This is a genomic window from Streptomyces zaehneri, from assembly GCF_032248645.1.
GTDB classification, from domain to species: domain Bacteria; phylum Actinomycetota; class Actinomycetes; order Streptomycetales; family Streptomycetaceae; genus Streptomyces; species Streptomyces coriariae.
The window spans coordinates 434,867-454,494 of record NZ_JASTTJ010000002.1; the positions used below are offsets into that span (position 1 = coordinate 434,867).

A 19,628-nucleotide genomic window follows, 5' to 3' on the forward strand; every position below is an offset into this window, starting at 1 on the left:
CGCACCGCCCGTGGCGGCGTCAGCGGCCGGCGGGGACCTGGGTGGGCACGTCGAACCAGGAGCCGGAGAGCTCCCCGACCTGGCTGTCGTCGAGCGCCCCCTGGAAGAACCAGACGTCGTCGATCACGCCGGGGAAGTACTCGGCGCCCGTGGTGCCGATCTTCGTCCGACCGACCTGAAGCGACTTGCCGGCCTTGGCGGTCAGCATGTTCTCGCCCCAGGCGATCATGTCCTGGCAGGAGGTGTCGTCCGCCGTGCCGTCACCGTCGGTGTCCTCGCACGCCGCTTCCTGGAGCACGCCGTTGACGTACAGGCGGGCCTGCTTGGCGAAGCCGTCGTAGACCAGGGCCAGGTGGTTCCAGTCGGTCACGCCGGTGAACTCCGTGCTGGCCAGGCGTGCCGTCGTGGCGTCCGAGGCATCCGCGTTCGGCAGCTCGACCTCCCAACTGCCCAACCCCTCGGGGTCGTTCGCGGCCGGGACGAAGTGCACCGAGAACGGGCTCCGGCTGGTCCCCTCCGCGCTGACCACCGCCGCGTTCTGCGTGGGGATCGACGCGGCCTGGGCCCAGGCGGTGACGGTGAAGCTGGCGCTCGTGTCGACGGGCACCGCCGGAGCGCTCGCGTGGCCGGCCTTGCCGTCCAGCTCCAGACCGCCCTCCATGAACCCGCTGCCGATCTTCGCGCCGCCCGCCAGGGACAGGTCGGCCGTCCGGCCCGCGTCGTCCGGCGAGGCGGAGCCGGTGACGGCATCCAGCTTCCACCGGGCGTTGAGCAGCGCGCGCTGCTTGAACAGCTGCTGCACCTCGTCGGCCGACACCGGGCGGTCGAAGAGGCGTACGTCGTCGATCTGGCCGGGGAAGAACGAGGTGGCCTTGCCCTCGAACGCGCTGGCGCCGATCTGCACGGCGCCTGCGGCGTACCAGGTCGACGGCAGGGCGGTGGTGCCGGCGAGAGTGCCGTTGACGTACAGCGAGAGCTTGTCGGCCTCGGTGTCCTGCACGCCGACCAGGTGGGTCCACTCACCGCCGTACGCGGTGGTGCCGTCGGGCTGCATGGCCCGCACCACCGTGGAGTCGGCGGTGTCGGAGCTGTGCTGGTTGAACACCCAGCGGTCGAAGGAGTTGGAGTAGTACAGCTCCGGCCCCGTCACCACGGTGCCGGTCTGCGAGGCGACGCTCGCGGCGTGGCTCGGCTTGGTCTTCGACAGCTTCACCCAGGCCGATACGGCGAAGCTGTACGAGGTGTTGACGTGCGGGTTGCCCGTGGTGGCGTAGTCGTCGGTGCCGTCCAGGGCCAGCGCGTTGCCGTCCACTCCGGCCGCGCCGGTCGTGGCGCCGCCCCTGAGGACCGCGGGGCTCACGTCGGCCCGGCCGCTCAGTTCGGTCGCGTCGGCGGCGTCGTCGAGGTGGAAGACCATCCGGGCCGGACGGCCGCCGCTCGTATTCGAGCTGTAGAGGCTCGACACCTCGGCCGACGACAGGGGCTTCTCGAAGGTCTTCACCTCGTCGATGGCGCCCGGGAAGGGCGACGACGGCGTCCCGTTGAGGAAGCTGCCGCCGATCACCATGCCGCGCCGAGCGTTCCACGCCGTGCTGTAGGCCGTGGTACCGGCCAACGCGCCGTCGACATACAGCTTCAGCAGCTTCTCACCGGAGGCGTAGACGCCGACCAGATGGGTCCACTCCCCGGCCTTGACCCCGCCCGCCGCCGCCTGCATGGCCCGGACGGGGGTGCCGTCGGCGGTGTCGGCGCTGTACTGGTTGAACACCCAGCGGTCGTACCCCTTGGAGTAGTACAGCTCGAAGCCCGGCGTGTTGTTGCCCCGTTGGGAAGCCACGACAGCCGCTCCGGACGGCATCGCGGACAGCTTCACCCAGGCCGACACCGAGAAGCTCGTGTCGGTGTTGATGGTGGCGATGTCCGAGGCCGCGTAGTCGTCGACCCCGTCGAACTGCACCGCCTTGCCGAACCTGCCCTCCACGTTCGGCGTCGGGCCGTTGTAGAGGGTGGCGGTCTGCTCGGGTGCGCTGCCCGCCACCTGGGTGGCGCCGGCCGCCTCGTCCATCGTCCAGTCGGCGCGTTCGGGCTGCCCCGACTTGACCCGGAACTGGTAGGTGCGGATCTCGGAGCCGTTGCCGGCCGCGTCGAACGCCCTGGCGGTGACAAAGTTGAGGCCGGGCTTGGCCGGCAGCATCTTCGCGACCTTCGCCGCGCCCGCAGCCGTGGTGATCGTGTTCTTCGAGGTGGGGTCGCCGTTGATGCCGAACCAGTACTTCGTCACGTCGGTGTCGGCGGCCTTGAGCTGGAACGAGCCGTAGTGACCCACCCCGTCGAACCACGGATCGTCCGGGTCCTCGGGGTCCGAGGCCGGATACTCCGCGGACGTGACCGCCGGAGCCTTGGGGACCTTCGTGTCGTAGGTGAAGTAGCAGCCCGTCGGATCACCCGCGCTGGACCACGGCGAGTACTGTGCCCCGTCGTAGCTGCGCGCGTACCAGTTGATCTGCTTGTTCTCGGGCAGAGTGGCGGGGAGGGTCAGCGAGAAGCTCGATCCGGACTTCTTCAGGGTGGTCCGGGCGGGCTTCCAGCGGGCGGTCATCCCCTTGCCGTCGCCGGAGTCCCAGGCCGCCTCGATCTGCACGCCCACGGTGTCGCCGTCCGGGTCCGTGACCCCGTTGGCGTAGATCTTGCCGAGAGTGCGCACGCGCGGAGCGTCGGCCGGCTTCTTGCAGGTGCCGCCGTACTCCATGGTGAGCTGCGACATCTTGATCTGCGACGGCGGGCGGTTGTACTTGACCCGCAGATACGCCTTGTCGGAGAACCGCTTCCAGCCGTAGATGTCGGACTCGCTCGCGGCCTGCATGCCGAACGTCATCGTCGACGACTTGGCGTTGGCCGCCGACTGCAGGGCCGACTTCACGTCGAACTCGGCGTCCTTGGCCGAACAGCCCTCGAAGCCGTAGGCGAAGGAGTCCGTCTTCAGCTTGTCGATCCAGAAGCCGTCCGCGTTCTGCGAGTTCCAGGTGGTCGACGAGGAGATGTCCTTCGTGCGCCACAGCTCCACGCTGCGCGCGCTGCACGACGCGGACCACACGTTCCGGACCACGAACTCGGCCTGGAGGATGGTCTTGCCCGCGAACTTCGACACCGGGATGCGGTAGAAGAGCCGCTTGGTGTCGTTCGGCTGGCAGTAGGCCCAGCCGCAGTAGCCGAGGCCGGCGTTGTTCTCGCCGTTGAACTTCCACTGCGGCGACGACGCCCAGTACTTGGACGCCATCGTCCACGCGGCCGCGCGCGGGGAGTACCACTGGGGGTCGATGAACACCGGGTAGGTGGTGTCCTTGCCCTTCAGCACATCCGCGTCCGGGGTCAGGACGAGCTCCCCGCCACCGGCCGGGATGTCCACCCCGACCGGGGCGAGCTTCGCCGACTCCCCGGCGGCGGGCTCGTCATCCGGAGCGGCTGCCGGTCCGCTCGTGCCGGCGGCCGCGGCGGCCGCGAGTGACAGCGCCGACTTGGCCGGGGCGGTCTTCTCCGCCGGGGCGGTCTTCTCCGCCGAGGCGCTCGGCTGCGGTGCCGTGCTCTGCTTCGGCTCCGTGCTCTTCCGCTGCGCCGGCTCCTGGGCGCTGGAGTCCCACATCACGGGCTTGGGCGCCTCGAACACGGCGCTCCCGGCACCCTGGTCGACGGCCTCCAGGCCGCCCTCGGACGTCTCACGGACGTCCATGCCCCCGGCGGAGAGCTTCAGCCTCAGCCGGGTCAGCTCCGGGCCGGCGGCCGCCTCGGCGGACTTGACGACGAGCAGCTGGGTGAAGCCGTCCTCCTGAGCGCCCATCCGCAGGTCGACGTCCGGCAGGACGTCGCGGTAGGTCGCCGTGGCCCCGTCGAGCACGGGGGCCGGCAGCTCGCCCGGCCAGGACAGGGCCAGTTCGCGCCCCGCCTTCTCCATCCGCACCAGCGGCGCGTCACCGCCCCCGGAGAACTCGAGACCCACGGTGGTCGCGCCCGGGGAGACCGTCCCCTCCGAGGTCCTCACCAGGTCGGTGTCGACCGGTTTCCACTCGCCCCCGACCCGGGTCCGCACGGGGCGCAGATACTCGCGCGCCTCCAGGTTCCCGTCGGGCGTGGCGTACACATCGCCGCTCTCCGACCGGAGAGACACGACCTCGACGCTCCGGCCGGATCGTTTCGCCTCGGCCAGGGCGTCCTGCGTGGTCGTCGCCGCCGCCTCGACGGTGGTCTTCGTCCGCGCCGGGGCCGTCGGGGCCGCGGCGACCGCCGCGGTCACCGGCGTCACCCCGATCCCCAAGGCCGTCACCAGCGCCAGCGCCAAGGCAGACGTCCGGGCATGTCTTCGCGTCAACACGCGCCCCCGCATTCACAGTTCACAACACGACTCAGTGAGAAAGCACTGAGAAAAGATGGTCAATGAGGGAGGGTAAGTAAGAAGTTGATGAAGATCCATCGAAATCAATGCGACATGTCCGGCGTCTCCCCCTCGGTGCGTGTGAGAACCGACACGGTTGCGGCAAGATCCGTGGAGATTCGACGAAAAAGCGCCGTGCGCGACTCCCGACGGCCGCGCGATCGCTTCCCGCGGCTCCCTGCGGCTTGCTGCGCACCGTCCGGGAGCAGCACCCTGGTCAGGCGGCCATCCCGCCGATCCGCCGGAGTGAGGAGCGACCCCTTGTTCTACTACGTGCTCAAGTACGTCTTGCTGGGCCCCCTGCTGAGACTGGTCTTCCGACCGCGGATCGAGGGCCTCGAGCACGTCCCGGAGTCGGGTGCGGCGATCATCGCCGGGAACCATCTGTCGTTCTCGGACCACTTCCTGATGCCCGCGATCCTCAAGCGCCGCATCACCTTCCTCGCGAAGGCCGAGTACTTCACGGGTCCCGGCATCAAGGGCCGGCTGACCGCGGCCTTCTTCCGCAGCGCCGGCCAGATCCCGGTCGACCGCTCGGGCAAGGAGGCGGGCCAGGCCGCGATCCGCGAGGGCCTCGGCGTGCTCGGCAAGGACGAGCTGCTCGGTATCTACCCGGAGGGCACCCGATCGCACGACGGCCGCCTGTACAAGGGCAAGGTCGGGGTGGCGGTGATGGCGCTCAGGGCTCAGGTCCCCGTCGTCCCCTGCGCGATGATCGGCACCTTCGAGGCGCAGCCGCCCGGCAAGGTGATCCCGACCCTGCACCCCGTGGTGATCCGCTTCGGCAAGCCCCTCGACTTCTCCCGCTACCTCGGCATGGAGAACGAGAAGGCGGTGCTGCGGGCGATCACCGACGAGATCATGTACGCGATCCTCACGCTGTCCGAGCAGGAGTACGTGGACCAGTACGCGGCCGTCGCCAAGGCGGAGGAGGCCGCGGCGAAGGCGGCCAAGGCCGAGAAGGAGCGCAAGTTTCCGCGCCTGCCGTCGCGCTGACGTCCCGTCATGAGCCGGTACTCACGCCCACAAGCCGGTGCTCCGTCAGGAACCGGAATTCCGGCGGGATGACTGAGATTCCGTCAGGAGGCGACTGAGGTTCCGTCAGGACGACGGAAAGGGCGGCCGGATCACTCCGGCCGCCCTTCGCTGTCGTGCGGGTGCTACGGCTTGGGCGTGGCGTGCGGCGCGCAGGTCACGTCCGCGGTGTCCAGCTTGCCGGTGAGCAGGTAGGCGTCCACCCGGGAGTTGATGCAGGTGTTCACCAGGCTGGTCACGCCGTGGGAGCCGGCGTCCTTCTCGGTGATCAGGCGGGAGCCCTTGAAGCGCTTGTGCAGTTCGACGGCACCCTCGTACGGGGTGGCCGCGTCATCCGTGGACTGCACGATGAGCACCTGCGGCAGGCCCTTGTGGGTCTTGACGTCCACCGGGGTCTGCTGCTTGACCGGCCAGTAGGCGCACGGCAGGTTCATCCACGCGTTGGCCCAGGTCATGAACGGGTAGTCCTTGTTGAGCCGCGTGTTGTCGCTGTTCCACTTCCGCCAGCTGGTGGGCCACTTGGCGTCGGTGCACTCGACGGCGGTGTAGACGGCGTTGCCGTTCTCCGAGGAGATGTTGCCGGCCGTGTCGGTCAGGTCCGGGGCGGCCGCGTCGACGATCGCCTGGGTGTCTCCCGCGAAGTACTTGCTGAAGACGGTGGCGACCGGGACCCACGAGGAGTCGTAGTACGGGGCGCTCTGGAAGAAGGAGATCAGCTCGGCCGGGCCGACGAGCCCGCCGATGGGGTTCTTCTTCGCGGTGGCGCGCAGTTCGAGCCACTTGGCCTGGACGGCGGCGCGGGTGGTGCCGAGGTGGAAGGTCGCGTCGTTGGCGGCGACCCAGTCCTGCCAGTCCTTCCAGCGGCCCTCGAAGGCGACGTCCTGGTCGAGGTTGGCCTCGTACCAGATCTTCTCACGGGAGGGGTTGACCACGCTGTCGACGATCATGCGACGCAGGTGGCCCGGGAACATGGTGCCGTAGACGGCGCCGATGTAGGTGCCGTAGGAGACACCCAGGAAGTTGAGCTTCTTCTCGCCCAGGGCGGCCCGGATGACGTCCAGGTCACGGACGGTGTTCGGGGTGGTCATCTGCGCCAGCACGGCCTTGCCGCTGCGCTCGGCGCACCCGTCCGCGTACTCACGGGCGAGCTTGATCTGGCCGAGCTTGTCGGCCTCGCTGTCCGGGACCGGATCGGCCTTCGGCGCCTTGACGAACTCCTGCGGGTCGATGCAGGAGATGGGCGCGGAGTGGCCGACCCCGCGCGGGTCGAAGCCCACGAAGTCGTAGGCCTTCGCCACGTTGGCCCAGACGGGGGCCTTGGTGACGACGCGGCGCGGGAAGCGCAGACCCGAACCGCCGGGACCGCCGGGGTTGTAGACGAGCGCGCCCTGGCGCTCCGCGGCGGTGCCCGTGTTGCCGATGCGGTCGACGGCCAGCTTGATCTGCTTGCCGTTCGGCTTGGCGTAGTCCAGCGGCACGGTGACCCAGCCGCACTGGATCGGCTTCTCCAGGCCCCAGTCGGCGGGGCAGTCCTGCCAGTCGATGCCGGCCTTGCCGGCGCGCTCCGCCGCGATCGCGGCACCGCGCGCCTCCCGGTCCTGCCCCGGACGGCCGCTGGTCGCGCTGGCCGTGGGCGCCGCGAAAGCGCCGGCGAGCATCGTCGCGGCGACGAGTACGCCGGCCGATCCGAGCGCCGTGGTGCGCTTGTTCGGTCGTATGTCCTTCAAGTGGGAACTCCCCTACCTGGTGATGGCGGCAGAGGGATCCTCGCGGCTGTGAGGCACCTGGGAAAAGGTGTCGTTGACCTTCTTTGCCAATCCGATAACCGGAAAGTGATGTACCGCTCACCGGATGTCGACATCGGCGAGCGCCTCGTCCAACGCCCGCCGCAGCCGCAGCGCGTCGGGCGCGACGGCGGTGACGAGAGCCGCCGGCCCGGCCAGCGGCATGACACGGGCGTGCTCGCCGATGCTCCGGGCCTGCGTCGGGGCCTCGCGGAACTCCGGCCTTACGACGACGAGTTGGCCCACCGCACGATACTCCGCCAGGACGGCGGGCCCGTCCCAGCCGCCGGGCGCGCCGGGCCCGCAGGCCAGTTCCTGATCGAGGACGACCCGCCCGGCGACCCGCACGGCGAGCCGGCTGGTCAGCCTCCCCGGCTCCTCCCCCACCCGGCCGAGCACCTGTTCCTCGCGCAGGACGAGCCGGGCGTCGGCCCCGAGCTCGGCCCGCGTGGTGACGAACAGATCACTCCCCTTCGCCGAGATCAACTGCTCGGGCAGCCAGCGCAGTTCACCACCGTCGGCAACCGTGAGGCGTACGTCGTAGTGGGCCTCGTCCTTCGCCTGCCCGGGCAGGGCGATGGTGGCGGCCGCCGAACGGACGTGCAGCCGGGCGCCGCTCCCGACGTCGGCCTCGACGGCGAAACGGTCGCCGCCGAGTGGTCCGCTCATCGCGCCGACGAGCATGACGCGCGCCTCGCCCGTGGTGCTCCGGGTGCGGCGCAGGGCGAGCGGCCCGTCGCTCTCGAGGACGGGCAGGGAGGTCCCCCCGCGTCCGTCGTCCCTCGCCCCGATCCGCGCGGTGGCGCGCACTCCGCTCATGTCACGCCGTCCAGGCGGCGAACTGCGCCCGCACCCACGCGGCGACGTCGCGCACACCGTCCTCGCTCCGCAACGACTGGAAGACGACGGGTAGTTCGGCCCGCTGGGCCTTGGCGTCGGCAGCCATCCGGGCGAGGTCGGAGCCGACGTACGGCGCGAGGTCGGTCTTGTTGACGACGAGCAGGTCGGCAGTGGTGACACCGGGCCCGCCCTTGCGGGGGATGTCGTCCCCGCCCGCGACGTCGATGACGAAGATCTGCGCGTCCACGAGGCCCTTGGAGAAGGTCGCGGTGAGGTTGTCGCCACCGGACTCGACGAGGATCAGGTCCAGTGGGCCGACCTCGTCCTCCAGGTCCTCCACGGCCTCGAGGTTGGCGGAGATGTCGTCCCGGATCGCGGTGTGCGGACAGGCGCCCGTCTCGACGGCAGTGATCCGCTCGGGCGGCAGCACGGCCTCGCGGAGCAGGAACTCGGCGTCCTCTCGGGTGTAGATGTCGTTGGTGACGACGGCCAGGGACAGTTCGTCCCGCAGGGTGCGGCAGAGCGCGGCGACGGTGGCGGTCTTGCCGGACCCGACGGGACCACCGAGCCCGATACGCAGGGCGCGCCGCGAGCCGTCGGTCCGACGGGCGTCGGCGCCGACGGCGGCGGGACCGTCGTGGGTGTGGTCGAGATGCATGACACGGCTCCTCATGTCAGCCCGTCCGGCGTCTGGGGCGAGGCCCTTTCAGAGCCGAACGGGGGCCTGGGGGCCGAGCCCCCGGGGTCGGGAACGGGAAGGGACGGCGGGAGGGCTGCATCCGGCAGCGGCTCCGCCCTAGGAGGCGAACAGCCGTACCGGCCAGGCCGCATGCACCTCCGCCCCGATCTCCAGCAGCGGCGCCGAAGCCGCCGGCAGTGCGTCGGCCCCGGCCGTCGGGACGGCCGACCCCGCCGCGACCGCCCGGTCGACCACCCGGTCCAGCTCCGGCGCCAGCCGGGCCAGCACCGCCGTCGCCTCGAACGGGTCCAGGCTCAGCAGCCGCACCACGGCCGTCGCCGGTCCGCTCACGCTCTCGTAGACCGCGCAGTACGCGGCGTCCGCCGCCCCGAGCCCGGCAGCCCGCGCGGTCAGCCCCAACACCACGGGCTGATGCGCTCCCTTGGGGAACTCCCGCGCCAGGGAGTCGAGTTCGGTGCTCGGCCAGGCCGCCCGGGCGGCCCGCATCAGCTGCCGGCCCAGTTTCCTGGCGGTCAGCCGGAGCGCCGGGGACGGGGTGCGGGCGTCCGCCGCCGCGTCGAGCTCCGCCGGGTCACCCCCGGCCGCGGCGGCCGCCGCCAGCGCCGCGGTCACCAGCCCCGTGGTGTGCAACCTCCCCCGGAGAAAGGTCTCGAGGCTCGTCGCGTCGGTGATCCGTCCCGCCCCGACGGCCTCCTCGGCCCCGCCTGAGTGGGCGTGTCCTCCGGCGGGGAAGCGGCCGTCGGCCAGGACGAGCAGTGCTGCCCTTGTCACATCGATGTCCTCAGAACCGGATCAGAACAGGAAGTAGCGCTGCGCCATGGGCAGTTCGGCGGCCGGTGTCGCCTCGACCAGCTCTCCGTCGATGTGCACGGCGAAACTGTCGGGGTCGACCTGGACGCGCGGCCGGGCGTCGTTCTCCCGCATGTCCGCCTTGGTGACACCGCGCGTGGACTCGATGGCCACGAACTTCTTGCCCAGTTGCAGACGCTCCGGCAGTCCGTCCTCGATCGCGAGCGGCGCCACGAAGTTGAACGAGTTCGAGGCGGGCGCCCGGCCGATCGCGCCGTACATCGGACGCGGCAGGATCGGCTGCGGCGTCGGGATCGAGGCGTTGGCGTCGCCCATCTGCGCGTACGCGATCTGCCCGCCCTTGATCACTAGGTGCGGCTTGACGCCGAAGAACGCCGGCTCCCACAGCACCAGGTCGGCGAGCTTGCCCCCCTCGACCGAGCCGATCTCGCGGGCCAGGCCCTGCGCGAGCGCGGGGTTGATCGTGTACTTGGCGATGTAGCGGCGTACCCGGTGGTTGTCCGCCCGGCCGTCGCCCGGCAGGGAGCCCCTGCGCCGCTTCATGACGTGCGCCGTCTGCCAGGTCCGCAGGATGACCTCGCCGACCCGGCCCATGGCCTGCGCGTCGGAGGAGATGATCGAGATCGCCCCGAGGTCGTGCAGGACGTCCTCGGCGCCGATCGTCGACGGCCGGATCCGCGACTCGGCGAACGCCAGGTCCTCCGGGACCGCCGGGTTGAGGTGATGGCACACCATCAGCATGTCGAGGTGTTCCTCGGCGGTGTTGACCGTGTACGGCCGCGTCGGGTTCGTGGAGCTCGGCAGCACGTGCGGCTCGGAGACCACGGTCATGATGTCCGGCGCGTGCCCGCCGCCCGCACCCTCGGTGTGGTACGCGTGGATGCCGCGGCCGGCGATCGCGGCGAGCGTGTCGCCGACGAACCCGGCCTCGTTGAGGGTGTCCGTGTGGATCGCGACCTGGATGCCCGTCCGGTCGGCGACGGTCAGCGAGGCGTCGATGACGGCCGGCGTCGAGCCCCAGTCCTCGTGCAGCTTCAGACCGAGCGCCCCGCCCCGGATCTGCGACAGCATCGCGTCCTGCGAGACGGTGTTGCCCTTGCCGAGGAAGCCGATGTTCAGCGGGTACTGCTCCATCGCCTCCAGCATCCGCGCGAGATGCCACGGGCCGGGCGTCACGGTGGTCGCCTTCGAACCCTCGGCCGGCCCGGTGCCGCCGCCGACCAGCGTGGTGACACCGGCGGACAGCGCCTCGTCGGCGATCTGCGGACAGATGAAGTGGACGTGCGCGTCGACCGCGCCGGCGGTCAGGATCCGTCCGTTGCCCGCGATGATCTCGGTCTCCGGGCCGATGACCAGGTCCGGGTGGACCCCGTCCATCGTGTCGGGGTTGCCGGCCTTGCCGATGCCCGTGATGCGCCCGTCGCGGATGCCGACGTCGGCCTTCACCACACCCCAGTGGTCGACGACGACCGCGCCCGTGATGACGGTGTCGGGCGTACCGTCCGCGCGCGTGGCGCGAGACTGTCCCATGGACTCGCGGATGACCTTGCCACCGCCGAAGACCGCCTCCTCACCGGCGAGTCCGGGGCCGCCGCAGCGGTCCTCCTCGATCTCGATCAGCAGATCGGTGTCGGCGAGCCGGATGCGGTCGCCGGTCGTCGGGCCGAACAGGTCGGCGTACGCGGCACGCGAGATCTCAGGCATCGAGGGCACCTCCGGTCTCCCCGCGCAGACCGGGCACGACGCGGGCGCCGGCGAGGGGGACGAGTTCGACGTCGACGGGAATCCCCGGCTCGAAGCGCACGGCGGTGCCGGCGGCGACGTTCAGCCGTCGGCCGCGCGCGGCGGCGCGGTCGAACTCCAGGCCGGGGTTGGCCTCGGCGAAGTGGTAGTGGGAGCCGACCTGGACGGGCCGGTCGGCGGCGTTGAGGACGGTGAGCCGGGTGACCTCGCGGCCCTCGTTGTAGACGACGGGGTCCGCGGCGAACAGGATCTCTCCGGGAATCATCGGGGCCCCTCAGACGATCGGGTCGTGGACGGTGACCAGCTTGGTGCCGTCCGGGAAGGTGGCCTCGACCTGGACGTCGTGGATCATCTCGGGGATGCCCTCCATGACGTCGTCGCGGGTGAGCAGCTTGCGGCCGGAGGACATCAGCTCGGCCACCGTGCGGCCGTCACGCGCGCCTTCGAGGATGTGCGCCGTGATGAGGGCCACGGCCTCCGGGTGGTTGAGCCTGAGCCCGCGGGCCCGGCGCTTCTCGGCGACGTCGGCCGCCACGTGGATCAGCAGCCTCTCCTGCTCGTGCGGGGTCAGTTGCACGTCCCACCTCACATCCTCGCTCCGGACCGTGCGGGGCCCGGTTGCCGCGGCCACGGGGAAAAGACCCTGGTGGCATGGATCGGCAGGCTAGTTGGACCGCATTTCGAGCAAGTTAACCGAGCTGTGATCGATTCAGGCCCCCGACAGGGGCGGCGACACGCTCATCAACGCGCGCAGGCCGTCGCGCAGCACCTCGACCGGTGCGGGACCGTACAGCGACTGCTGGACGAGGAAGCCCAGCACGACGGCGATCATCGTGCGTGCCACGTCGTCCGGCGCCACGTCGGACCGCATCATCCCGGCCTCCTGGTAGGCGACGACGATCCGCCCCCACGCCTCGCGCACCCCCCGGTAGCCCTCGCTCAGGATCGCCGCCAGCTCTTCGTTGCGCAGCGTCTCCGTCCACACCTGGATCACCAGACGGGGGAAGGCGGGCCGGCCGTCGACGGTCAGGGACTCCTGGGTGGCGAGCACCCTGCGCAGGACCGAGGAGACGAGGTCGTCGGGGGTCGGCGGCGGGATGTGCCGGCTCTCCTCCTCGAAGCCCTCGCGGACCAGGCTCAGCACCTCGCCGACGATCGCGGCGATCAGCTCCTCCTTGCCGCTGAAGTAGCGGTAGACCGCCCCGGCGGACAGGTCGGCCTCCTTCAGCACGTCCTGCATCGACGTGGCGTGGAAGCCGTTGCGGGCGAAGCAGATCGACGCGCCGTCGAGGATCTGCCGACGGCGGGCGTCGAGGTGCGCCTGGGATACACGGGCCATGGCCCCAAACGTAGAACGAACATTCCTTCTTGACAAGAAGCCGGTTCCGGCGCACGGTGTGGACGTGCGGTAAAACGAACGATCCTTCTTTTAAGGCCCAGGCCCCCTGTCGACCCGTCCACAGCCCGTCCCGAACGCAGCCCGTCCCGAACGTAGCCCTACTTCGCTCGCAGGCCGCCCCGTTCTCGGCCCGCCCCGCTCGCAGGCCGCCCCGTACGCAGCCCCTTCCGCCCGCACACCCACCTGCCCGCACGCCCACCACCCACCGCGCGTCCGCGGCACCATCCGTCCGACACGCCGTCCCGCACGCCTCCAGGGGGAGTCCCCATGTCCGCCACCCGGCGCCTGATCGCCGTCGTCCTGCTCGTCCCGGCCCTCGCCACCCTCGCCCTCTGGGCCTTCGCCTGGCCGGCCGCCCGCACCGCACCCCGCGACCTGCCGCTCGGCGTGGCCGGTCCGCCCGCCGCGACCGCGCAGCTGGAGAAGCAGCTGACCCGGCACGAGGGCGCCTTCGAGATCCACCACTACGCCGACGGAGCGGCCGCCCGGGAGGCCGTCGAGGACCGGACCGTATACGGCGCGGTGGTCGTCAGCGCCGAGGGATCCGAACTGCTGACCGCCTCGGCCGCGAGCCCGCTCGTCGCCCAACTGCTCCAGCAGGCGGTCGCGCAGCAGGCGGCGGCCTCGGGCACCCGGGTGGAGACGGTGGACGTGGTGCCGGCTCCGGCCGCCGACCCGCGCGGCTCGGCCCTCGGCGCGAGCGTGCTGCCGCTGGCTCTCGCCGGGATCGCGGCGGGCGCACTGGTGTCGCTGCTGGGCCTGCGCGGGGTTCGTGCCGTGATCGGGCTGGTCGGCGCCGCCGCCCTGGTCGGGTCGGCCGCGGCGGCGCTGGCGCACAGCTGGCTCGGGGTGCTCACCGGTGACTGGTGGGCGGAGGCCGCGGTGCTGGGGCTCTCCACGCTCGCGGTGAGCGCGGCGGTGGCGGGCTGCGCCGCGCTGTTCGGCACGCCGGGCATCGGAGCCGTGTCGTTCGTGGTGATGTTCCTCGGGAACCCGTTCTCCGGGGCGGCGTCGGCGCCGCAGATGCTGCCGGAGCCGGTCGGGGCGATCGGCCAGTGGCTGCCACCGGGCGCCGGTACGACCCTGCTGCGCTCGGTGTCGTTCTTCGACGGAGCGGCGGCGGCCGTCCCCGCGCTGACGCTGGTCTGGTGGGCCGCGCTGGGCCTCGGTGCGGTGCTGCTGGGCGCCCGGCTGAAGCCGGGACCGGCCCGCCGGGCCGAGCCGGCCACCGAGGCGCGGCGGTCCGCGGTCGTCGCCTGACCGTCCCGTCGCCCGACCCGCACGAAGGGCCGTGCACCCCCGGATCCGGGGGTGCACGGCCCTTCGTGCGCCTGCGACCGGTGCCTGCGACCGGTGCTCCCTGCCGGTGCTCCCTACGACGGATTCGGGCCCCGGTACTCCGCCGTGACCCCGAACCGGTGCTGTTCGCGGGGAGCGGACGCGACCTCGCGCACAGTGGTGACCGAGCTGATCACCGGCTCCTCCTCGGCCTTGTCGAGTTCGTCGAGTCGCTCCAGGTCAGCGGCGGAGACGAGGGCGACGAGAGGCTTGCCGTGGCGTGTCACGACGACACGTTCACCGCCGTACACCACGCGGTTGATCAGGTCGGCGAGTTCAGCCCTGGCTTGCGTCACCGGAATCTCGTAGGCCATACCCCCATTCTAACGTCACGTACATCCTGTACATTTTTTACAGATCCCGTCGGACGTAGAAGACGTCGGACGGAGAAGGAGGGGCTCCGATGAACCGACCGTCCGCCCGTCACGTCCTGCCCGAGTTCACCGAGCGCACGAGCTTCGGGCACCGGACCATGGATCCGTACTCGAAGCTGCTGGAGGAGCGGATCGTCTTCCTGGGGACGCGGATCGACGACATCTCGGCGAACGACGTGATGGCCCAGTTCATGTACCTCGAGCACAAGGACCCGGACCGGGACATCGCGCTGTACATCAACTCCCCCGGCGGCTCCTTCAGCGCGATGACGGCCCTCTACGACACGCTCCGGTACGTCACCTGCGACGTGGAGACCACCTGCCTGGGTCAGGCGGGCTCGTCCGCGGCGGTGCTGCTGGCGGCCGGCACACCGGGCAAGCGGTACGCGCTGCCGGGCGCGCGGATGACGATCCGCCAGCCGTCCCTGCCCGAGCCCGTCCAGGGGCAGGCGAGCGACCTGGAGATCCAGGCCGAGGAGCTGGCCCGCACCCGCGCGAGCCTGGAGGAGATGCTCGTACGGCACACCGGGCGGACGCCGGAGCAGGTGACAGCGGACATCGAGCGGGACAGGTTCCTCACCGCCCAGGAGGCCGTGGAGTACGGCCTGGTGGACGGGATCATCCCCAGCCGCAAGGCCTCGGCCGGCGCGCCCGGCGGGAGGTGAGCCGCCGATGGTGCCCGAGCTGCCGCCACTGCCCGCGCTGACCCGCGCGGAGGCCGAGCTGATCGACGGATATCTCGACGTGGTCGACATGCTCGGCCGGATCAATCCCGCCCACCACGGCGACACCTACCGCGGACTGCGCGCCGCCCAGGCGCTGGTGACGAAGGCGACCGCGCTGCGCGACGCCCTGACGCTCATGCACCAGCGGGGCGAGAGCGAGCTGCACGCGCCGACGCTCGCGCGGGCGCTGCGCGTGCTGGACGGGGAGCGCCGCACCGCGCGGGTCACGCTGCCTCCGCTCTCCGACGGTTGACCCGGGCGACCCGCCTCCGGTCCGGACCGCTCGCGCCCAGGACGTGACGACCGGACCGGAGTTGAAACGGCCCAGAAGGCGTACCCCCGTTCGGCAGAGTGTCTACGGGCTCCCCGAACGCCCCGAAGTTGCGCAAATGGGGCACCCCGCGGGCCGAACGGAGGATGTCACCGCTGGTCGGAGCCCTTCGAGCGAATCGAAACCTGATCGTCCATCAGAGTGTTCACCCGAACAGGTGAGTGGTGAGTAACCCCACAAATCCCCGGTTCCGTTGGGATTTTCGGACATCGGTGAGCCAAGATCCCTGACTGACGACAAGCCCCCGCCACAAGCGGCGGGGCGGTCCGGGCGGACGCCGAGTCCTGCCGCCGCCCGGATGACCGGTCGACAGGAGTGCATCGGCAGGAGTGGAGGACCCAGGCACGACGGGTCGCCGGAACGGTCACGCCATGACCGGGCCGAGCAGCCCTTGGGGTGAAGCCGCAGCAGCGGCCGGGCAACTTCGCCAGCCCGAATCCGACAGGTCATCCTTCACAGGCGGCTGACGAAGGGTTGCGCATGACTGCGCTCAATCGTGTCCCGTCGCTCATGGCCCGGGCCGGTACGGCCTCGGCTTTCGCCATCGCCGCCGTCGGCGGCACGGTCGTGGTCCCGGGGCTCGCCCCCGACGCCGCGGCCGCCACACCGGCGACGAAGGCGCTCCAGATCGCGGCCTCCAAGAAGGGTGCCCCGTACAAGTACGGGGCCACCGGGCCGAAGAGGTTCGACTGCTCCGGGCTCACGCTGTACTCGTTCAAGAAGGCGGGCAAGAGCCTGCCCCGGACGGCGTCCCAGCAGTACAACAAGACGAAGCACATCAAGGCGTCGAGCCGCAAGGCAGGCGACCTCGTGTTCTTCCACTCGGGCTCGAACGTGTACCACGTCGGGATCTACGCGGGTAAGGGCAAGATCTGGCACTCGCCGAAGACCGGCGACGTGGTGAAGCTCCAGAAGATCTGGACCAAGAGCGTCTGGTACGGGCGGGTCCGCTAGGGCCTGGGCCTGCCCGGGACACGGGCTGGTTCTCCCGGGGTGCCGGGGGCGTCCTGACACGCCTTCACCGCCCCGGGAGCTCGCCCTCCGCAGGGACCGTCAGGGCGCCGGCCACCGGCTCCGCCGCCGGGACGGCCCACGGGAGCTCTACGGTGACCGTCTTGCCGCCCTCCCGGGTGGGCCGCACTCTCAGCCTGCCGCCGCACTCCGCGGTCAGCCATCGAATGATCACCATGCCTCGGCCGTTGTCCTGCTGGACGGCGGCCGGCAGTCGTCTGGGGAAGCGCGGGTGGCTGTCGGTCACCCCGACGCGCAGGTGTTCGTCACGGTCGAGGGCCAGGTCCACCGTGAAGGTGGGTGACTGCCCGAAGGTGTGCTGTACGGCGTTGGTGGCGAGTTCGGAGACGATCAGCCGGATGGCGTCGGCCATCTCCGCGTCCGCCGGCAGACCCCATTCCCCGAGGGCGCCGGCCACGAATACGCGAGCCGCGTAGACCGAGGCGGGATCGCTCGGCAGAGTGACGGATGCTTCCAGGTGATCTGCCATGGCGACGTCGACCCTTTCCCACGGGACCGGGACCCCGACGCGGTGCGATGGTTCGAGTACGGTCCCGGACTGGTGCTTCTTCGCCAGACTGCCATTACCGCGCCGGTCACGGGCGGGATCCACCAGGATATGCATATATCTGTCGCCCGATGCGGTGAACTCTGCGACGGCAGAGCGTATTTGGTCGGCCCGATAGGAGTAAGGAGGAGCCCATGCAGCACGGTCCCGCGGTGCGCCGCCGGAAGCTGGGCGCCGAACTGCGCAATCTGCGCGCCCAGGCGGGCCTCACCAGTGGTGAGGCGGCCCGGCTCGTGGGCTGGCACCAGTCCAAGGTGAGCCGCATCGAGACCGGTATCAGTGGATCGAAACCGGCCGATGTGCGGTTACTCCTGGACGCCTATGGCGTCGAAGATCCGCAACTGCGGGAGCTGATGCTGGCGTTGGCGGGGGACGGCGGCAGCGGCGGCCGGGATCACTGGTGGCACGCCTACCGCGGGGTGCTGCCGCCCACCTACCGGGACTTCATCAGCCTGGAGTCACAGGCGAGCGCGATGCGCACCCTGGAGACGACGGTGGTACCGGGGCTGTTGCAGACGCCCGAGTACGCGCGCGCCGTGACCAGGGCATCCGTGGAGGGCGGCGCCGAGGACCAGCTCGACACCCTGGTGGAGGTGCGGCTGGCCCGTCAGGACGTGCTGCGCGCGCAGCCGCCGCTGGAACTGAGCGCGGTGCTGGACGAGGCGGTGCTGCGACGGGAGGTGGGCGGGCCCGAGGTGATGGCACGACAGCTCGGCCGGCTCGTGGAAGCCGCCCGCTTGCCCCAAGTGCGGCTCCAGGTGCTGCCGTTCGCCGCCGGAGCGCATATCGGGGTAACCGGCCCTTTCGTTATCTTCTCATTTTCGCGCACTTCTGATCTGGATGTTGTCGTTCTCGACCACTTGACGAGTAGCCTCTATCTCGAACGGAAAGAAGACCTCCAGGCCTACACCGAGGCCTTCAACGCCCTTCGGGCGCACGCCCTTTCGCCCGGGGACTCATCGGATTACATCGCCGCGATAGCCGACGGCGCGTAAGGAGGCACCATGTCCGCACCACCGCGGAACGTACCTTCCAGTACCGATCCCGACCGTCTCCCTGATGTGCGCTGGCTGCGCAGCAGCTACAGCACGGGAGCGAACAACTGTGTGGAGACCGCCCGGCCGGCCTCCGGCCCCCTGGCCGGTCTGCTCGCCGTACGCGACTCCAAGGACCCGGCCGGACCCGCCCTGCTCTTCTCCCCCGAGAGCTGGTCGGGCTTCACGGCCGTGTTCTCGAGGGTCACGCGGGCCCGCTGACCGCACCGGAGCGGTCAGCGGCGGTCCACGGCCGTGTCACGCCGACTCATGGTCGTGTTTCGCCGATCACCCGTACAGCACGTTCCAGCTCGGCCCCGGAGAGGTCCGCACGCGCGGTCAGCCTGAGGCGTGAGATGCCGTCGGGCACGGAGGGAGGACGGAAGCAGCCCACGGCCAGGCCTGCCGACCGGCAGTCCGCCGCCCAGCGCACGGCCCCCTCCGGGGACGGCGCACGCACGGAGACGACCGCGGCGTCCGGGCGCACCGCTGCCAGACCCGCGGCCGTCAGGCGCGCGTGCAGCTCGCCCGCCACCGCACGCGCGCGTGCCGCGCGCTGCGGCTCCCGGCGCAGCAGCCTGAGGGCGGCCAGCGCGGCCCCCGCCGCCGCCGGGGCCAGGCCCGTGTCGAAGATGAAGGTCCGGGCCGCGTTCACCAGATGCTCGATCACCCGCGCGGGGCCCAGCACGGCGCCGCCCTGGCTGCCCAGTGACTTGGACAGCGTGACCGTGACGACGACGTCGTCGGCGCCCGCCAGGCCGGACGCGTACGGAGCGCCCTGGCCGCCGTCCCCCAGCACACCGAGCCCGTGGGCGTCGTCGACGACCAGTCCGGCGCCGTACTCCCGGCAGGCGGCCGCCAGGGCGGCCAGCGGGGCGGCGTCGCCGTCGACCGAGAAGACCGTGTCGGAGACGGCCACGGCCGGGCCGTCGTGTGTGCCGAGCGCCTTGCGCACCGCGTCCGGGTCGGCGTGCCCGACGACCTGGGTGGTACCGCGGGCCAGCCGGCAGCCGTCGATGAGCGAGGCGTGGTTGCCCGCGTCGGAGACGATCAGCGAGCCGTGCGGGGCCAGCGCGGTGACCGCGGCGAGGTTGGCCGCGTATCCGGAGGAGAAGACGAGGGCCGCCTCGAAACCGCAGTGCTCGGCCAGCTCCCGCTCCAGCTCGCCGTGCAGCTCGGTGGTGCCCGTGACGAGCCGTGAGCCGGTGGCGCCGCCGCCCCAGGTCCTGGCAGCCGACGCGGCCCCCTCCGTGACCTCGGGGTGGCGGGCGAGGCCCAGGTAGTCGTTGCTCGCCAGGTCGAGGAGCGGCGAGTCGGCCGGGCGGGGCCGCAGTGTCCGTACGAGTCCGGCCCGGCGCCGCAGCTCCGCCTGCTCGTCGATCCAGCCGAACGCCATGGGTCCTCCGGGCTTTTGTAGGTAGCGGACAGACACTAGCGGCCCGGCCGCCCACCCACGGTGTGGCAATACCCACACGTCGAACCCGGTGTGTTGTGCGATCCCTACCTTGGC

The 19,628-nt window shown here is 71.1% G+C and carries 19 protein-coding genes; 7 read left to right on the forward strand and 12 right to left on the reverse strand.

Annotated elements, in window-relative coordinates:
* Window positions 1–19: 19 nt before the first annotated feature.
* Complete coding sequence (locus QQM72_RS04725) at window positions 20–4,378, reverse strand: LamG-like jellyroll fold domain-containing protein (RefSeq protein ID WP_399075960.1); 4,359 nt, start codon at window positions 4,376–4,378, stop codon at window positions 20–22.
* Window positions 4,379–4,687: 309 nt separating this feature from the next.
* On the opposite strand from QQM72_RS04725, the gene QQM72_RS04730 reads away from it, so the two are divergent.
* Entirely contained in the window at window positions 4,688–5,422 is a 735-nt protein-coding gene (locus tag QQM72_RS04730) for a lysophospholipid acyltransferase family protein (protein WP_314219489.1), read from the forward strand.
* Window positions 5,423–5,586: 164 nt separating this feature from the next.
* On the opposite strand, the gene QQM72_RS04735 is transcribed toward QQM72_RS04730, so the two are convergent.
* From QQM72_RS04735 to QQM72_RS04770, 8 genes are all read right to left on the reverse strand, one after another.
* A complete protein-coding gene (locus QQM72_RS04735; RefSeq protein WP_399076074.1) occupies window positions 5,587–7,119 on the reverse strand; it encodes an alpha/beta fold hydrolase in 1,533 nt (510 codons plus the stop codon).
* Between the two features lie 186 nt (window positions 7,120–7,305).
* Window positions 7,306–8,064: an urease accessory protein UreD gene (locus QQM72_RS04740; protein WP_314219491.1), complete on the reverse strand. Its 759-nt coding sequence runs from the start codon at window positions 8,062–8,064 to the stop codon at window positions 7,306–7,308.
* Between the two features lies 1 nt (window position 8,065).
* Window positions 8,066–8,743, reverse strand: coding sequence for an urease accessory protein UreG (gene ureG / locus QQM72_RS04745; protein ID WP_314219492.1), 678 nt, complete (start codon window positions 8,741–8,743; stop codon window positions 8,066–8,068).
* A 138-nt stretch (window positions 8,744–8,881) separates the two neighbouring features.
* A complete protein-coding gene (locus QQM72_RS04750) occupies window positions 8,882–9,556 on the reverse strand; it encodes an urease accessory protein UreF (RefSeq protein WP_314219493.1) in 675 nt (224 codons plus the stop codon).
* Window positions 9,557–9,577: 21 nt separating this feature from the next.
* On the reverse strand, window positions 9,578–11,299 hold the full coding sequence (locus tag QQM72_RS04755) for an urease subunit alpha (RefSeq protein ID WP_314219494.1): 1,722 nt from the start codon (window positions 11,297–11,299) through the stop codon (window positions 9,578–9,580).
* Window positions 11,292–11,603 (reverse strand): urease subunit beta, encoded by a 312-nt coding sequence (locus tag QQM72_RS04760; RefSeq protein WP_020131633.1) that lies wholly within the window; start codon window positions 11,601–11,603, stop codon window positions 11,292–11,294. The genes QQM72_RS04755 and QQM72_RS04760 overlap by 8 nt, the downstream gene beginning before the upstream one ends.
* A 9-nt stretch (window positions 11,604–11,612) precedes the next feature.
* Complete coding sequence (locus QQM72_RS04765; protein WP_028807144.1) at window positions 11,613–11,915, reverse strand: urease subunit gamma; 303 nt, start codon at window positions 11,913–11,915, stop codon at window positions 11,613–11,615.
* A 132-nt stretch (window positions 11,916–12,047) separates the two neighbouring features.
* Window positions 12,048–12,677, reverse strand: a complete 630-nt coding sequence (locus tag QQM72_RS04770) for a TetR/AcrR family transcriptional regulator (RefSeq protein WP_267023639.1) — start codon at window positions 12,675–12,677, stop codon at window positions 12,048–12,050.
* Window positions 12,678–13,004: 327 nt separating this feature from the next.
* On the opposite strand from QQM72_RS04770, the gene QQM72_RS04775 reads away from it, so the two are divergent.
* Window positions 13,005–13,997, forward strand: a complete 993-nt coding sequence (locus QQM72_RS04775) for an ABC transporter permease (protein ID WP_314219495.1) — start codon at window positions 13,005–13,007, stop codon at window positions 13,995–13,997.
* Window positions 13,998–14,110: 113 nt separating this feature from the next.
* Here QQM72_RS04775 and QQM72_RS04780 read toward each other — a convergent pair whose 3' ends face one another.
* Window positions 14,111–14,389 carry a type II toxin-antitoxin system Phd/YefM family antitoxin gene (locus tag QQM72_RS04780; protein WP_057601955.1) on the reverse strand — a complete coding sequence of 93 codons (279 nt, stop codon included), beginning with the start codon at window positions 14,387–14,389 and terminating at the stop codon, window positions 14,111–14,113.
* Between the two features lie 89 nt (window positions 14,390–14,478).
* On the opposite strand from QQM72_RS04780, the gene QQM72_RS04785 reads away from it, so the two are divergent.
* The 3 genes from QQM72_RS04785 (at window position 14,479) to QQM72_RS04795 (ending at window position 16,459) form a co-directional block, all read left to right on the forward strand.
* Window positions 14,479–15,114, forward strand: coding sequence for an ATP-dependent Clp protease proteolytic subunit (locus QQM72_RS04785; protein ID WP_314219496.1), 636 nt, complete (start codon window positions 14,479–14,481; stop codon window positions 15,112–15,114).
* Window positions 15,115–15,121: 7 nt separating this feature from the next.
* Window positions 15,122–15,427 (forward strand): hypothetical protein, encoded by a 306-nt coding sequence (locus QQM72_RS04790; RefSeq protein WP_314219497.1) that lies wholly within the window; start codon window positions 15,122–15,124, stop codon window positions 15,425–15,427.
* Between the two features lie 558 nt (window positions 15,428–15,985).
* Entirely contained in the window at window positions 15,986–16,459 is a 474-nt protein-coding gene (locus tag QQM72_RS04795) for a C40 family peptidase (protein ID WP_028807145.1), read from the forward strand.
* Between the two features lie 64 nt (window positions 16,460–16,523).
* Here the strand turns inward: QQM72_RS04795 and QQM72_RS04800 are convergent, their stop codons facing one another.
* Window positions 16,524–17,006, reverse strand: coding sequence for an ATP-binding protein (locus QQM72_RS04800; protein WP_314219498.1), 483 nt, complete (start codon window positions 17,004–17,006; stop codon window positions 16,524–16,526).
* A gap of 212 nt (window positions 17,007–17,218) precedes the next feature.
* On the opposite strand from QQM72_RS04800, the gene QQM72_RS04805 reads away from it, so the two are divergent.
* The gene (locus tag QQM72_RS04805; RefSeq protein WP_314219499.1) at window positions 17,219–18,079 is read left to right on the forward strand and encodes a helix-turn-helix domain-containing protein; all 861 of its coding nucleotides are present in this window, start codon (window positions 17,219–17,221) and stop codon (window positions 18,077–18,079) included.
* A gap of 9 nt (window positions 18,080–18,088) precedes the next feature.
* Window positions 18,089–18,340, forward strand: coding sequence for a DUF397 domain-containing protein (locus QQM72_RS04810; protein ID WP_314219500.1), 252 nt, complete (start codon window positions 18,089–18,091; stop codon window positions 18,338–18,340).
* 46 nt (window positions 18,341–18,386) lie between these two features.
* Here the strand turns inward: QQM72_RS04810 and QQM72_RS04815 are convergent, their stop codons facing one another.
* Entirely contained in the window at window positions 18,387–19,514 is a 1,128-nt protein-coding gene (locus QQM72_RS04815; RefSeq protein ID WP_314219501.1) for an 8-amino-7-oxononanoate synthase, read from the reverse strand.
* Between the last annotated feature and the right edge of the window lie 114 nt (window positions 19,515–19,628).